Below are 14188 nucleotides of genomic sequence, written 5' to 3'. Positions count from 1 at the left end.
ATGTCATCTTCTCCCACACCTCCGACGCCGCCGCAGCGCAGCCTCGGCTCGCGTGCTGCGGGCGGAGCGGCGGTGACCATGCTGGGCCAGTCGGCCAAGATGGTCGTTCAATTCGGCGGGATCATCCTGCTGGCGCGCCTGCTGACCCCGTACGACTACGGCCTGATGGCGATGGTGACCGCCATCGTCGGTGCGGCGGAAATCCTGCGCGACTTCGGCCTGTCGGCCGCCGCTGTGCAGGCCAAGCACGTCAGCCGCGAGCAACGCGACAACCTGTTCTGGATCAACAGCGGCATCGGGTTGACGTTGTCGGTGCTGGTGTTCGCCTCGGCGCACCTGATCGCCAACTTCTACAAGGAGCCGGCGCTGGTCACCATCTCCCAGGCGCTGGCGGTGACGTTTTTGATCAACGGCATGACCACCCAATACCGCGCGCACCTGAGCCGTGGGCTGCGCTTCGGGCAGGTGGCGCTGAGCGATGTGGGGTCGCAGGTGCTGGGCCTGCTGGCTGCGGTGGCTGCAGCGTTGCTGGGGTGGGGTTACTGGGCGCTGGTGGTGCAGCAGGTGGTGCAGGCGGTGGTGAACCTCGTCATTGCCGCGAGCTGCGCACGCTGGTTGCCCGGCGGCTATCAGCGCAGCGCGCCGATGCGCGACTTCATGAGCTTCGGCTGGAACCTGATGGCGGCGCAGCTGCTGGGATACGCCAGCCGCAACGTGGGCCAGGTGATCATCGGCTGGCGCACCGGTCCGGACGCGCTGGGTTTGTACAACCGCGCGTTCCAGCTGTTGATGATGCCGTTGAACCAGATCAATGCACCGGCCACCAGCGTGGCGTTGCCGGTGCTGTCGCAGTTGCAGGACGACCGCGAACGTTTCAGCGCGTTCTTGCTGCGCGGGCAGACGGTGATGGTGCATCTGATCGTGGCGCTGTTTTCGTTCGCCTGTGCGCTGGCGATGCCGCTGATCGTGCTGGTGCTGGGCGAGCAGTGGCGCGAGGCGGTGCCGCTGTTCCAGGTGCTCACGCTCGGCGGCATTTTCCAGACCGCGTCCTACGCCACGTACTGGGTGTTCCTGGCCAGGGGATTGATGCGGCAACAACTGGTGTATTCGCTGGTCAGCCGCATCGTGTTGATCGCCTGCATCTTCGTCGGCTCGCGCTGGGGTGCGATGGGCGTGGCGATCGGGTATTCGTTCGGTTTGCTGGTGACCTGGCCGCTTTCATTGATCTGGGTCGGCAGGATTTCCGATACGCCGGTCGCTGCGTTGTTCACCAATGCGGTACGCGCAATGGCGGCATACGGTATCGCCGGTGTCAGCGCCTACTACGCCTCGGTGACGGTCGGTGGCCCGCTGTGGGAGCAACTGGCAGTCGGCGCAGCCGTGATGGCCGCGGTGTGCCTGTTGATGCTTGGCATCTGGCCGGCATTCCGTCGCGATGTGATCTCCATCGTCAATATCCGCAAGTTGCTGACGCAGGCCAAGGCACGTCGATGAGATCGACATCGTCTTCGCCCGCGCTCGGTCATGCTTTCTTCCACTCATTCATAGGACACGGCCCATGAGCGCTACACCCGCCGCCGCTGCCGGCATTCGCCGGCCTTGCTATCTGGTCTTGTCCGCCCACGATTACCGCACCCCGCGCCGCGCCAACATCCACTTCATCACCGACCAGCTGGCGCAGCGCGGCACGACGCGGTTTTTTTCGCTGCGTTACAGCCGCCTGTCGCGGATGAAGGGTGACATGCGCCTGCCGCTGGACGACACCGCCAACACGGTGGTCTCGCACAAGGGGGTCGAGTGCTATCTGTGGCGCACGACGGTGCACCCGTTCAATACCCGGCGGGCGTGGCTGCGCGCGGTGGAAGACGCGATGTTCCGCTGGTATGCCGCGCATCCGCCACGTCAGCTGCTGGACTGGATGCGCGAGGCCGACGTCATCGTGTTCGAAAGCGGAATTGCGGTGGCCTTCATCGAGCTCGCCAAGCGCATCAACCCGGCGGCCAAGCTGGTGTATCGCGCATCCGACGGCCTGAGCACGATCAACGTTGCCTCCTACATCGAGCGCGAGTTCGACCGCGTCGCACCGACGCTGGATGTGATTGCGCTGGTGTCGCCGGCCATGGCCGAGGAGATCGCCAGCCGCGACAACGTCTATCACGTCGGGCACGGTGTGGATCACAACCTGGATCAGTTGGGCGACCCATCGCCGTACGGGGAGGGCATCCATGCCGTGGCGGTTGGATCGATGTTGTTCGATCCTGAATTTTTCGTGGTGGCCAGCAAGGCATTCCCGCAGGTCACCTTCCACGTGATCGGTTCGGGCATGGGGCGGCATCCCGGCTATGGCGATAACGTCGTCGTTTATGGTGAAATGAAGCACGTCGAGACGATTGGCTACATCAAGCATGCGCGGTTCGGCATCGCGCCCTACGCCTCGGAACAGGTGCCGGTGTATCTGGCCGACAGCTCGATGAAGCTGCTGCAGTACGACTTCTTCGGTTTGCCGGCGGTCTGCCCGAATGCGGTTGTCGGGCCGTATCAGCAGTCCCGCTTCGGCTATACGCCGGGCAATGCCGAGTCGATCGTTTCCGCAATCAGTCAGGCGCTGGAAGCGCCGCACGTGCGTTACCGTCAGTGCCTGAACTGGTCTGACACCACCGATCGCGTGCTGGACCCGGCCGCGTACCCGGAAACCCGCTTGTATCCGCAGCACACCGGCGCAGCCGCGCGTGCATCTTCGGAGGCCGCGCTCTCGCATTGATGCGGCGCACCTCACCCGTTTGAGTTCAGGAGACCCTTTGTCATGGCCAACGCTTTGCTGCAGAAATGGATAGAACATGCAGAACGTCGTGCATTGTTCTGGTGGCAGCCGAAAAACGCTGGCGTCAACATGGGGGACCACCTGTCCAAGGTGATCGTGTCCTGCGTGCTTTCGCTGCAGGACAAGACGCTGATCGAAAAGCGTGACCTCAGCAAGAAGCTCATCGCGATCGGGTCGGTGCTGCATTTTGCCAAGGACGGCGATACCGTCTGGGGCAGCGGGATCAACGGCAAGATTCCTGCCGAGCGCAATACCTTCAGCACGCTCGATGTGCGTGCGGTGCGCGGGCCCAAGACGCGCCAGTTCCTGCTGGACCGGGGCATCGCGGTGCCGGAAGTCTACGGCGACCCAGGGCTGCTGACGCCGATGTTCTTCCCGGCCGAAGCGCTCGGTGCGGTGAAAAAACGTCCGTTTGCGATCGTTCCGCATTTCAACGAGCCGGTCGAAAAATACAGCGCGTACGCGGACCATCTGGTGTTTCCGAACGTCAAGCCGGCAACCTTCATGAGCCAGCTGCTGGGCGCCGAACTGGTGGTCAGCAGTTCGTTGCACGGCCTGATCCTGGCCGAGGCATACGGCATTCCAGCCGTGTATCTGGACTGGGGCAACGGCGAAGATCGCTTCAAGTACGACGATTACTACTACGGCACCGGGCGCACCCAATGGCACTCGGGCAACAACGTGGAAGAGTGCCTGGCGCTGGGCGGCAACGGCAGCTTCGATCTGGAAAAACTGCAGGCCGGTTTGCTGGCCGCATTCCCTTACGACCTTTGGTGATTCGATGATGCAGGGCCAGCGCGTGGACAGGGACACAACGAGCGGCGCTGCCGCCGGCACTCCGGCCGGAGTGGTGATTCCGCTGGGTGGGTTTCCGGTGTTGTCCACCACCCAGGAAGCGTTCGCGCTGGACCTGTTTCACGCGTTGGCTGCACAGCAGCCGCGCCGGGTCTTTTTTGCCAACACCAACTTTGTCGTGCAGTGCCAGGCGCTGCGGATGCGCATGCGCGAGCCCGGCGTGCGCATCGTCAACGACGGCATCGGGATGGATCTGGCGGCGCGGATGATCCATGGCCGCCGGTTCGCCGGCAATCTCAATGGCACCGATCTGATTCCGTATCTGTGCCGGGAGAGCGCACAGCCGCTCAAGTTCTTCCTGCTTGGCGGCCGGCCCGGGGTCGGCAAGACCGCCGCTGCCACCTTGACCGGTACGCTGGGGCAGCAGGTGGTGGGCATGTGCGACGGTTACGGCGAGTTTGCCGCTGCCGGCGAGGGCCTGGCCGAGCGCATCAATCGCTCGGGTGCGGACGTGCTGCTGGTGGCCTTTGGCAACCCGCTGCAGGAGCGCTGGATCCTCGACCATAGCCACGCGCTGCGGGTGCCGCTGGTGTTCGGTGTGGGCGCGCTGCTGGACTTTTTGTCCGGCACCGCCAAGCGGGCACCGGACTGGGTCCGTCGCCTGCATATGGAATGGATGTACCGCCTGCTCAACGAGCCGCGCCGGCTGCTCAAGCGTTATAGCTGGGATCTGCTGGTGTTCTTCCGTACCTGTCTGCGCGCGGGCAAGCATCTTCCCTGATGCGCAGCGGCGGCGGCTGGCCTAGCATGCGTGCATGCATCCCACTGCCGCCGCCCTGATCCGATCGCTCGCGTTGTCACCCCACCCGGAAGGCGGGCACTTCCGGCGCGTCTACGCCTCCGCGCGCCAGGTCAGCGACAACGGCGTCGCGCGCCCGGCGCTGACTGCGATCCGTTTCCTGCTCACTGCCGGCCAATGCAGCGCCTGGCACCGCGTGGATGCGGAAGAAAGCTGGCATTGGCAGCAGGGCGATGCGCTGGAACTGCTGGTCTACGACGAACGTGACGGGCAACTGCGGCGGTTGATCCTGGACGCGGCCGAACGCGGCGAGCCGATGCATGTGGTTCCTGCGGGCTGTTGGCAGGCGGCGCGCTCGCTGGGTGACTTCACCCTGGTGGGGTGCACGGTGTCGCCGGGATTCGTGTGGGACGGCTTCGCGCTGCTCGACCAGGCGTCTCCCCTGGCGGCGCATCTTGCGACGCTGGTGACGCGCTAGCAGTGCTGCCGATGCTCGGCCGAACGCTTCCCTAACGCAGTGGTCGCAGGCTTGGCGTAATGTCCGCCGCAAACAGGGGGCGACCAGGTGATGCGACACAGGGCAGTGGGATGGGGCGCCGGCTTGCTGCTGGTGTCGATGCTGGCGACCGCCAGCGATCTGGCGATGCAGGACGCGGCCGCGCCGCCCCCGGTGGTCGACCTGGAGGCGCTCGTCGTCCGCGGGGTCCAGCCCGGGCCGGGCCTGTGGAAGGTGCGCAAGGGCGAGCACGTGTTGTGGATCCTGGGCACGCAGTCGCCGTTGCCCAAACGCCTGCAATGGCAATCGTCGGAAGTGGCCACCATCATCGGCCAGTCGCAGCAGGTACTGACGGCGCCGACGGTGCAGGTCGACGCGGACATGGGCTTTTTCGGCAAGCTCACCTTGCTGCCATCGGCGATGCAGGCGATGAAGAACGAGGACGGCCGCGAGTTGCGCGAGGTCCTGCCGCCCGACCTGTACGCGCGGTGGAAAGTGGCCAAGGCCCGCTACATCGGCAGCGATCGTGGCGTGGAACGCAAACGCCCGATGCTGGCCGCCGGCGAGCTGTACCAGGCGGCGCTGAAGCGTGCGGGCCTGGCCCGCTCGCCGGTGATCTGGTCGGTGGTGGAGCGCGCCGCCAAGCGCGCCGGCATCAAGCCCACTCCGACGGCGCTAGACTACAAGATCACCGACCCGCGCCAGGCGCTGAAGGAGTTTCGCGCCGGCGGCCTGGACGATATCGCCTGTTTCCGCAGCATCCTGGTGACGGTGGAGCGCGACCTGCCCACCATGGTCGAGCGCGCCAACGCCTGGTCGGTAGGGGATATCGAGGCATTGCGCCAGCTGCCGCGCGAAGATCCGCAGGCGGCGTGCATGCGCGCGATGGCCAGTTCCGATGCGGCAAGGAAGCGCGGCATCGACGATCTGGAGCGGCGCATGCGCGAGCACTGGCTTGCGATCGCCACCACTGCGCTGCAACGCAATCGCAGCACCTTCGCGGTGCTGCCGATCAGCCGTCTGACGGCCCCGGATGGATACCTGGCCCGATTGCAGGCGCTCGGGTATGCGGTGGAGGCGCCTTGAGCGCCTGACGCGGCAATAGGCGTGGAGGTGCACGGCACCGTTACGCACGCAGTGCATGCCGGAGTTCGCGCGCGATGCCGGACACGCAAGGCTTGCAGCCGTGCCAGCAGGGCGTGCCGCACGCCCTCGTGGGAGCGATGCCGCACTGTGGTGTGGAATGACACTGCAGAGGAATGGGCATCTCGCCATCCAGGACGGTTAGGCCGACTGTTCCAGCCAAGGTATGCTGCGCGCCTTCTTCGCCGAGAGCTCCGTGTTGAACGCATTGCCGCTGCGCATCCTGGGCACCGGGCGCCACGTCCCGGCCAGGCAGGTGACCTCGCAGGCGCTGGACGAGCGCTGGCAACTGCCGGCGGGAACCACCGTTGCCCGGCTGGGTGTCGAAACGCGTTACTACGTGGGCGAGGGCGAGACGGCATCTTCGATGGGCGCCGCTGCCGCGCAGCAGGCACTGGCAAACGCCGGCATCGATGCCGCTGAGGTGGATTGCCTGATCTCGGCCTGCAGCGTGATGGAGCAGCCGATTCCCTGCCAGGCGGTCTTGATCCAGCGTGCATTGGGGCTGGGCGATTCCGGCATTCCGGCATTCGATGTCAACGCGACCTGCCTGAGCTTTCTGGTGGCACTGGACACGGCGGCCAATGCGCTGGCACTTGGCCGCTATCGACGCGTGCTGATCGTCTCCAGCGAAGTGGCATCGGCCGGCCTGGACGACACGGTGCCGGCCACTGCCGGGCTGTTTGGCGATGGCGCCGCTGCAGTGGTGGTCGGGCGCAGCAGCGCAGACCACGGCTCGGCACTGCTGTCCAGCCGGCTGTCCAGCTACGGCAGCGGCGCGGACCTGTGCCGCATCCGCGGCGGCGGCACCCGTGCACCACAGGGCGACGACGACGCACGCGCTGCCTCACGCCTGTTCTGGATGGACGGCCGCGGCGCCTACCGGTTTGCAGCGCGCCATCTGCCCACATTCTGGGAGCAGTTGCTGCGCGAGGCCGGCACCAGCACGGCGCAGCTGCGCTGTCTGGTGCCGCATCAGGCCTCCGGCGGTGGGCTGGATCATGTCGTGCAGACGCTGGGGTTGCGCAGCGAGCAGGTCGTGCGCATCCTGCACGCCACCGGCAACCAGGTGGCTGCCTCGCTCCCGCATGCCTTGCATCACGCATGCGTGGACCGGCAGTTGCAACGCGGCGACGTGTTCGCACTGCTCGGTACCGGCGCCGGCCTGGCGATCGGTGGCATGGTGTTGCGGTACTGATGGCCACGCGCGTGTCCATCGCGCTGTTGCGTGTCGGTCACTGCCGTCATTGCGAGCGCATGGTGCGTGCGGATGGCCACTGGCATGCGGTGGAGTTCCCCGCGTTGAGCGTGTTGATCCGGCATCCGCAGCGCGGAGCGCTGCTCTACGACACCGGTTATGCCACGCATTTTTTCGATGCCACCGATCCCTGGCCGGAGCGTGTGTATCGCTGGACGACACCGGTGACCCTGCCCACGCACGAGACCCTGGGCGCGCAACTGGCGCGGTGCGGCGTGCAGCTGGAGGACATTGCCTGGTGCCTGATTTCGCATTTCCATGCCGACCATATCGGCGGTCTGCGCGACCTGCCGAATGCGCGCTTCATCTGCCTGGGTGCCGATTACCAGCAGCTGCGCAGCTGTTCACGCCTGGGCGGCTTGCGACGTGCCTTGCTGCCGCAGCTACTGCCAGACGACTTCGATCGGCGCCTGCAATTTGCCGAGCAGGCGCCGCAGCGCGCGCTGGGCGGCGCCTGGCAGGGGCTGGGCGCAGCCTATGACCTGTTCGAGGACGGCAGCGTGCTGGCAGTGCCGCTGCCCGGGCATGTCCCGGGGCAAATGGGCCTGTGGCTGCGCGATGCGCATGACCGGCAGGTACTGCTGTGCGCAGATGCGGTGTGGTCCCACGCAACCCTGGCTACCCTGCAGTGGCCGGCGTGGCCGACGCGCCTGCTGATGCACGACTGGCGCGCCTTCCAGCGCACCGTGCATCACCTGCATGGCCTGGCACAGGCGCACCCAGAGCTGGCCATCCTGCCGTCGCACTGCCAACCCAGTCTTGACCGTTACCAGCCGGAGTGGCGATGACGCTGCGCATTCTCGTGACCGGCGCGTCCGGTTTTGTCGGCGGCGCCTTCCTGCGCCGGTTCCAGGGGCAGCCCGGGCTGGAGATCCATGGCATCGGTCGACGTGCCAGCGATCTGCCCAACTACCATCGCATCGACCTGAGTCGGCCGTTCTCGCTGGAGTGGCAACCGGACGTGGTGATCCACGCGGCAGCGCTGGCCTCGCCCTGGGGGACGCGCGCGCAGTTCCAGCTGCACAACGTGCAGGCCACCGCCAATGTCATCGACTTCTGCAAGCAACACGGCTGCCCGCGTCTGCTGTACGTGTCCTCCAGTTCGGTGTTCTACCGGGAAGCGCATCAATACGATCTGGACGAGCACAGTCCGATCGGCCCGCACTTCGTCAATACCTACGCGCAGACCAAATACCTGGGCGAAACCCTGCTGGAGCGCTATCCGGGCCAGGCGTCGGTGCTGCGTCCGCGTGCGGTGTTCGGACCGGGGGACACGGTGCTGTTTCCACGCGTGATCGCCGCCGCACGCAAGGGCGCGCTGCCGCGTTTCATCGGGCAGACCCAGCCGGTGATCGGCGATCTGATCTACATCGATACGCTCTGCGATTACCTCTATCGCGCGGCCACGGCGCCGCAGTTGCAGCGGTCCTACAACCTCACCAACGCGCAGCCGGTGGATGTGCAGCAGCTGTTGCTGGAGGTGCTGGCGCGGCTGCATCTGCCCATGCCGCAACGCCAGGTCCGCATCGGCACTGCGCTGCGCATGGCCAGCGTGGTCGAAGGTCTCTACCGCGTGCTGCGGTTACGTGGCGAGCCGCCGATCACCCGGTTTGGGGTGGGCGTCTTTGCCTATTCCAAGACCTTCAATCCACACCGCATGCTGGCCGATCTGGGCCTGCCCAGTGTTGGTCTGGATGCAGGCATCGAGGCATTCGTGCGCTGGCAGGCTGCACAGTGGGCCTAGCCACGCTCGCCCTGGCTGCCGCGTATCTGGGCCTGCTGCTGATCAAGTCTGCAGCCGCGTTGCGGGTCATGCGCGGCGCGCACCCCGGCCTGGCTGGCGGTATCGCCGCAACGCAGGCCGAGGTGGCCGTGCTGCAACCGATTCTCGGCGGTGATGCGCACCTGCAGGAGGTGCTGGCGTCCAACCTGCGAGCCCTGCCACGGGTGCAGTTCGTGTGGTTGCTGGATGCAGACGACATCGCAGGCAACACGGTGGCCGATGCGCTGATCGCCCGGTTTCCACAGGTGCGGATTGCCCGCATGCTGGTGCCGCCGGCGCCACCGGGCATCAACCCCAAGGCCTGGAAACTGCAGCACGCCTTGCCGGGCGTGCGTGCGCCGATCAGCCTGATCCTGGACGATGACGCGCACCTTGGCAGCCACGCCCTGACGCAGATGTTGCACGACCTCACCCATGCCGACGTCGTGACCGCGTTGCCGTATTACCGCGACAGCGACACGCTGGCGGGGCGCCTGCTCTCGCAATTCGTCAACAACAATGCTGCGCTCACCTACCTGGGCTGGCTGCCGTTTGCGGCGCCGGTGACACTCAATGGCATGTGCTATGCCGCGCGGACTGCGCAGCTGCGTGCCTGGGGCGGCTTTGCCGCACTGCTGGACCAGCTGACCGACGATCTTGCCGTCGCGTCGCTGGTGCGCGAACGGGGAGGGCGCCTGTGGCAATCCACCGCGCCGGTGGAGATGCGCACCGCACTGCCGGACCTGGCGAGCTATGCACGCCAGATGCACCGGTGGATGCTGTTCGGGTTGATCCTGCTGCGGCAGCAACCCGTGCGCGTGCGTGGGGCCATCGTGTTGCTGCAAGGATTGCCGCCGGTCGTGCTGCTGGCCATGTTGCTGTGTGCGTGCATGCCGCCCGCCTGGCCGGGGGCAGCCATTGTGGTTGCCACCTTGCTGCTCCGCGCACTGCTGCTGTGCGCCGTGCAATGGCGCGTGACCGGTGCGCTGCGCCACCGTCCGCTGCTGTCGGTGTGCGCGGAGTGTCTGCAGCCGCTGCACCTGCTGCACGCTGCAGGGGTGCGCACCATCCGCTGGCGCACCCGCCGCTACCGCGTACTCGCGAACGGTCGCTTTCGTGCCGAATGAGCGCCCCTTGCTGCAGATCGCGTTCCTGACCGGGCAGAGCGACCGGGCACGCTGCGCCTTGAGCGCGGAGCAGCAGCAGTTTCTGCAGGCGTTGCAGGGTGCGGGCCGCCGGCTGATCGACTGCAATTACCCGTATCGCCCAGACAGCGCGCCGCATCGGCGCACCCCGCTGTGGCGCGCAAGCCTGTCCAACGCGCGCCAGTATCTGGGCGCGCGCGCCGGGCGCGTCGCATCTGCCGATCGCGCGCGCGTGGCTGCGTTGCTGCAGCACACCCCGATGACCGTGCTGCTGGCCGGCAGTTGCGGCTTGCAGTTGTTGACGGCCCTGCAGTTGCCGCAGTCGGCGCGTGCGCGCCTGGCCGTGTTCGCCTATGGGCCGGTCTGCCGGGCGCCTGACGCGTTCGGGCAGGTCAGCGTGGTGCAGGGGCGCGGCGATTGGCTCTCGCGCGCGCTGTTCGATGGTGCGGTGGCGCACGCGCCGCGCTGTGGCCACATGGACTATCTGCGCAGCGTGAGCGTGCTGGCCAGCTGCCAGGCCTTCGTTGCCGAGGTCGAGCAGTGCTTGCGGAGCAGCCTGCGTGCGGATTGATCTCGTCGCCCCGCCGTACAGCGGCCACCTGCATCCGATCCTGGCCATTGCCCGCCAGCTGACGCCTCACCACGATGTGCGCGTCATCAGTACGCCGGCGGCGCAGGCGCGCATTGCGGCGTGCGGGCTGCGCGCGGTCAGCGTGCTGGACGCGCAGGCCGATCGGGTGCTGCTGGACATTGCCAACCCACCGCATGCGGTAGGCCATCATCCGTTGCGCCTGCGCCGCCAGCTGCACGCCGCGCTCGGCCTGATGGCGCAGCTGGGCGATGCGCTGAAGACGGACTGGCGCGCACGACGGCCGGATCTGGTGATCGTCGATTTCACCCTGCCCAGCGCCGGGCTGGCCGCGCAGGCGATGGGGATCGCATGGTGGACCAGCATGCCGTCGCCGTGCGTGATCGAAACCGGCGACGGGCCGCCGGCCTACTTCGGTGGGCTGCTACCGGCCACCACCCTGCGCCAGCGCATGTGGCATGCGCTGGCGCGGCGGCTGACGCGCGGCTTCAAGCGCAGCTTGCATGCCTGCTATCGCCGCCAGATGCGCGCGTGCGGGTTGCCGGCGCTGTACCGCCGCGACCGCAGCGAGGCGGTGTATTCGCCGCAGTGCATCCTGGCGCTGGGCGTGCCCGCGTTCGAGTTCGCCCAGCGCTGGCCCGCCGCCTCGCGCTTTGTAGGGCCACAACTGTGCACGCCGCCGTCCGAGGTGGCGCCTCCCGGCTTCGTCGACGGGCGCCGGCATGTGCTGGTGACGCTGGGCACGCATCTGCAGTGGGTCAAACAGCGCGTGGACGAGGTATTGCGCGCGCTGGCGCCGCGGTTCCCCGAGGTGATCTTTCATTTCAGCGATGGCGATACGGCCGCGCCGCAGCAGCAGGGGCAGGGCAATTATCAGCGACTGCCGTACGTGGATTACGTGCAGCATCTGCCGCGGTACGCGCTGGTCGTCCACCACGGCGGTGCCGGCATCCTCTACGCCTGTCTGGCAGCGGGGCTGCCTGCGATTGTGTATCCGCTGGACTACGACCAGTTCGACCACGCCGCGCGTCTGCAGGCCGCCGGTGCGGCAACCTGGCTGCGCAATCTGGATGAGCTGCCGGCGCGACTGGACGACGCCCTTGCCGCGACCGAGCCGCCGTGCGGCGTACGTCGCCTGCAGGCGGAGCTGCAGGCGATCCACGCGCAGCAGCGCGTCGTGCAGCTGGTGCAAGCGTTCGCAGGTACCGGCGCGCTACTGCAGGAGTGACGCCACCGCGCCAGCGACGCCCGCGGCGGCATGGTGGCGTGCAGGCGGCACAGGCTGGCCGTACCTATTGAAGCCCAGGCAAGCCCCCGCATGTGGGCCAGGGACACAACGCGCGTCACAGGCGGGCCCGGTCAGTGCAGCCCGGGCGTTCCCCAGGCGCCAGCCGAACCGCGCGGGGCGCCGGTTGAAATCAACCCGCCGCTGCGTTCAATGGCGGCGTGTGGGTCGTCATCAGTTGCGGCCAGCGCTTGAGCACCGCAGCGCGGATGCCGGCCTGGTCGATGCCGGCTTCGGCCAGCAGGTCTTCGCGGCTGGCGTGATGCTGGAAGCTGTCCGGCAGGCCCAGCTGCAGCATCGGCATGGTCACGCCCTCGGCATTGAGCAACTCGGACACGCCCGAGCCCGCACCGCCGGCAACCACATTGTCTTCGATGGTGACGAAGCCGTCGTGGGTCCTGGCCAGCTCCAGCAGCATGGTCTTGTCGAGCGGTTTGACGAAGCGCATGTTGACCACGGTCAGGCCAAGTTCGCGGCCGACCGCTTCCGCGGCTTCCACAGTCACGCCAAAGCCCAGCAGCGCAATGCGCGACCCGTTATGACGCAGCTGCGCCTTGCCGATGGGCAGGGTGGCCAGCGAGGCGTCCAGCGCCACGCCGGGTCCGGTGCCGCGCGGGTAACGCACTGCGGCCGGGCCTTCGTAACGCACGCCGGTGCTCAGCATCTGCCGGCATTCGGCTTCGTCGGCCGGTGCCATGACCACCATGTGCGGCACGCAGCGCAGGAAGCTCAGATCCAGGTTTCCGGCATGGGTGGCGCCATCCGGGCCGACCACGCCGCCCCGGTCGATCGCGAACAGCACGTCCAGCTGCTGCACCGCCACGTCGTGCACCAGCTGGTCGTAGCCGCGCTGAAGGAAGGTGGAATAGATCGCCACTACCGGCTTGGCACCTTGCGTGGCCATGCCGGCGGCCAGCGTCACCGCGTGTTGCTCGGCGATCGCGACGTCGAAATAGCGCTGCGGGTATTCCTTGCTGAAACGCACCAGGCCGGAGCCTTCGCGCATCGCCGGGGTGATCACCAGCAGCTTGGGCTCGGCCGCCGCCATGTCGCAGACCCAGTCGCTGAACACGTCGGTATAGGTCGGCTTCCTGGCGCCGGCCTTGGCCACCAGGCCCTTGCTCGGGTCGAACGGGCCCACGGCGTGATAGCCGATCTGGTCGCCTTCGGCCAGCTCGTAGCCCTTGCCCTTGGTGGTGATGACGTGCAGCAGCTGCGGGCCCTTGAGGGTCTTGAGGGTCTTGAGCGCGCTCACCAGGCTGGGCAGGTCGTGGCCGTCGATCGGGCCGGTGTAATGGAAGCCCATTTCCTCGAACAGGGTGGACGGCACGAACATGCCCTTCCAGTGCTCCTCCCAGCGCCGCACGAAGCGCGCGGTGGGATTGTTCTTCTTGTCGCCGAGGATCTTCTTGCCGCCCTCGCGGATGGCATTGAGGGTACGGCTGCCGCTGGCACGGCCCAGCATCTTGGTCAGCCCGCCCACCGCCTCGGAGATCGACATGCGGTTGTCGTTGAGCACCACCAGCAGGTTCGGCTCCGGGTCCATCCCGCCGGCGTGGTTGAGCGCCTCGTAGACCATGCCGGCGGTCATGGCGCCATCGCCGATCACGGCGACCACCTTGCGGTCGTCGCCGTTGCGCTGCGCGGCGATCGCCATGCCCAGCGCGGCCGAGATCGAGGTGGACGAATGGCCGACGCCAAAGGTGTCGTAGATGCTCTCTTCGCGCTTGGGAAACGGCGCCACGCCGTCCTTCTGCTTGACCGTGTGGATCTGGTCGCGACGGCCGGTGAGGATCTTGTGCGGGTAGGTCTGATGCCCGACGTCCCACACCAGCTGATCGACCGGCGTCTGATACAGGTAGTGCAGGGCCACGGTGAGTTCGATCACGCCCAGGCCGGCGGCAAAGTGCCCGCCGCTCTTGCCCACCGATTCGATGAGATAGGCACGCAGCTCGTCGGCGATCGCCGCAAGATCGGCCTCGTCGAAGCTGCGCAGGTCGTCGGGGGTCTGGATGCGGGACAGGCGCGGGTAGCGGGTGGAGTCGATCATCATCGTGTCAATCTTCTGAAACCACATTGTCCTCCCCAGGCGAAG

General features: G+C 67.0%; 13 protein-coding genes. 12 read left to right on the top strand and 1 reads right to left on the bottom strand.

The annotated features are described in order from the left end of the window. The 12 genes from ABQZ09_RS09245 (at position 1) to ABQZ09_RS09190 (ending at position 12036) form a co-directional block, all read left to right on the top strand. A complete protein-coding gene (locus tag ABQZ09_RS09245; RefSeq protein ID WP_146093227.1) occupies positions 1–1494 on the top strand; it encodes a lipopolysaccharide biosynthesis protein in 1494 nt (497 codons plus the stop codon). Positions 1495–1558: 64 nt separating this feature from the next. Beyond that, positions 1559–2761, top strand: a complete 1203-nt coding sequence (locus ABQZ09_RS09240) for a GumK N-terminal domain-containing glycosyltransferase (RefSeq protein ID WP_166745124.1) — start codon at positions 1559–1561, stop codon at positions 2759–2761. A 42-nt stretch (positions 2762–2803) separates the two neighbouring features. Beyond that, positions 2804–3598, top strand: coding sequence for a polysaccharide pyruvyl transferase family protein (locus ABQZ09_RS09235; RefSeq protein WP_349776738.1), 795 nt, complete (start codon positions 2804–2806; stop codon positions 3596–3598). Positions 3599–3602: 4 nt separating this feature from the next. Then, positions 3603–4397, top strand: a complete 795-nt coding sequence (locus tag ABQZ09_RS09230) for a WecB/TagA/CpsF family glycosyltransferase (protein WP_039410871.1) — start codon at positions 3603–3605, stop codon at positions 4395–4397. A gap of 34 nt (positions 4398–4431) precedes the next feature. Continuing rightward, positions 4432–4893 (top strand): cupin domain-containing protein, encoded by a 462-nt coding sequence (locus ABQZ09_RS09225; RefSeq protein ID WP_184375160.1) that lies wholly within the window; start codon positions 4432–4434, stop codon positions 4891–4893. A gap of 90 nt (positions 4894–4983) precedes the next feature. Then, on the top strand, positions 4984–5997 hold the full coding sequence (locus tag ABQZ09_RS09220) for a TraB/GumN family protein (RefSeq protein ID WP_349776737.1): 1014 nt from the start codon (positions 4984–4986) through the stop codon (positions 5995–5997). Between the two features lie 223 nt (positions 5998–6220). Continuing rightward, the gene (locus ABQZ09_RS09215) at positions 6221–7252 is read left to right on the top strand and encodes a 3-oxoacyl-[acyl-carrier-protein] synthase III C-terminal domain-containing protein (RefSeq protein WP_228313975.1); all 1032 of its coding nucleotides are present in this window, start codon (positions 6221–6223) and stop codon (positions 7250–7252) included. Beyond that, entirely contained in the window at positions 7252–8100 is an 849-nt protein-coding gene (locus ABQZ09_RS09210; protein ID WP_228313974.1) for an MBL fold metallo-hydrolase, read from the top strand. Before ABQZ09_RS09215 ends, ABQZ09_RS09210 begins: the two co-directional genes overlap by 1 nt. Beyond that, entirely contained in the window at positions 8097–9056 is a 960-nt protein-coding gene (locus tag ABQZ09_RS09205) for an NAD-dependent epimerase/dehydratase family protein (protein ID WP_228313973.1), read from the top strand. Before ABQZ09_RS09210 ends, ABQZ09_RS09205 begins: the two co-directional genes overlap by 4 nt. Beyond that, positions 9047–10201, top strand: coding sequence for a glycosyltransferase family 21 protein (locus tag ABQZ09_RS09200; RefSeq protein WP_228313972.1), 1155 nt, complete (start codon positions 9047–9049; stop codon positions 10199–10201). Before ABQZ09_RS09205 ends, ABQZ09_RS09200 begins: the two co-directional genes overlap by 10 nt. 7 nt (positions 10202–10208) lie before the next feature. Next, complete coding sequence (locus ABQZ09_RS09195; protein WP_349776736.1) at positions 10209–10790, top strand: hypothetical protein; 582 nt, start codon at positions 10209–10211, stop codon at positions 10788–10790. After that, positions 10780–12036 carry a glycosyltransferase gene (locus ABQZ09_RS09190; protein ID WP_349776735.1) on the top strand — a complete coding sequence of 419 codons (1257 nt, stop codon included), beginning with the start codon at positions 10780–10782 and terminating at the stop codon, positions 12034–12036. Before ABQZ09_RS09195 ends, ABQZ09_RS09190 begins: the two co-directional genes overlap by 11 nt. Positions 12037–12226: 190 nt before the next feature. On the opposite strand, the gene dxs is transcribed toward ABQZ09_RS09190, so the two are convergent. Continuing rightward, positions 12227–14143, bottom strand: coding sequence for a 1-deoxy-D-xylulose-5-phosphate synthase (dxs, locus tag ABQZ09_RS09185; RefSeq protein ID WP_228314301.1), 1917 nt, complete (start codon positions 14141–14143; stop codon positions 12227–12229). Positions 14144–14188 lie beyond the last annotated feature (45 nt).

The organism is Xanthomonas sp. WHRI 6106, assembly GCF_040202405.1.
GTDB lineage: Bacteria > Pseudomonadota > Gammaproteobacteria > Xanthomonadales > Xanthomonadaceae > Xanthomonas > Xanthomonas cannabis.
This window is presented reverse-complemented; position numbering and strand designations above follow the sequence as displayed.

Excerpts from the sequence above, each read along its gene's own strand:
- ABQZ09_RS09245 (WP_146093227.1), top strand. The coding sequence starts at position 1 with ATGTCATCTTCTCCCACACCTCCGACGCCGCCGCAGCGCAGCCTCGGC.
- ABQZ09_RS09240 (WP_166745124.1), top strand. The coding sequence starts at position 1,559 with ATGAGCGCTACACCCGCCGCCGCTGCCGGCATTCGCCGGCCTTGCTAT.
- ABQZ09_RS09235 (WP_349776738.1), top strand. The coding sequence starts at position 2,804 with ATGGCCAACGCTTTGCTGCAGAAATGGATAGAACATGCAGAACGTCGT.
- ABQZ09_RS09230 (WP_039410871.1), top strand. The coding sequence starts at position 3,603 with ATGATGCAGGGCCAGCGCGTGGACAGGGACACAACGAGCGGCGCTGCC.
- ABQZ09_RS09225 (WP_184375160.1), top strand. The coding sequence starts at position 4,432 with ATGCATCCCACTGCCGCCGCCCTGATCCGATCGCTCGCGTTGTCACCC.
- ABQZ09_RS09220 (WP_349776737.1), top strand. The coding sequence starts at position 4,984 with ATGCGACACAGGGCAGTGGGATGGGGCGCCGGCTTGCTGCTGGTGTCG.
- ABQZ09_RS09215 (WP_228313975.1), top strand. The coding sequence starts at position 6,221 with ATGCTGCGCGCCTTCTTCGCCGAGAGCTCCGTGTTGAACGCATTGCCG.
- ABQZ09_RS09210 (WP_228313974.1), top strand. The coding sequence starts at position 7,252 with ATGGCCACGCGCGTGTCCATCGCGCTGTTGCGTGTCGGTCACTGCCGT.
- ABQZ09_RS09205 (WP_228313973.1), top strand. The coding sequence starts at position 8,097 with ATGACGCTGCGCATTCTCGTGACCGGCGCGTCCGGTTTTGTCGGCGGC.
- dxs (WP_228314301.1), bottom strand. The coding sequence starts at position 14,143 with ATGATCGACTCCACCCGCTACCCGCGCCTGTCCCGCATCCAGACCCCC.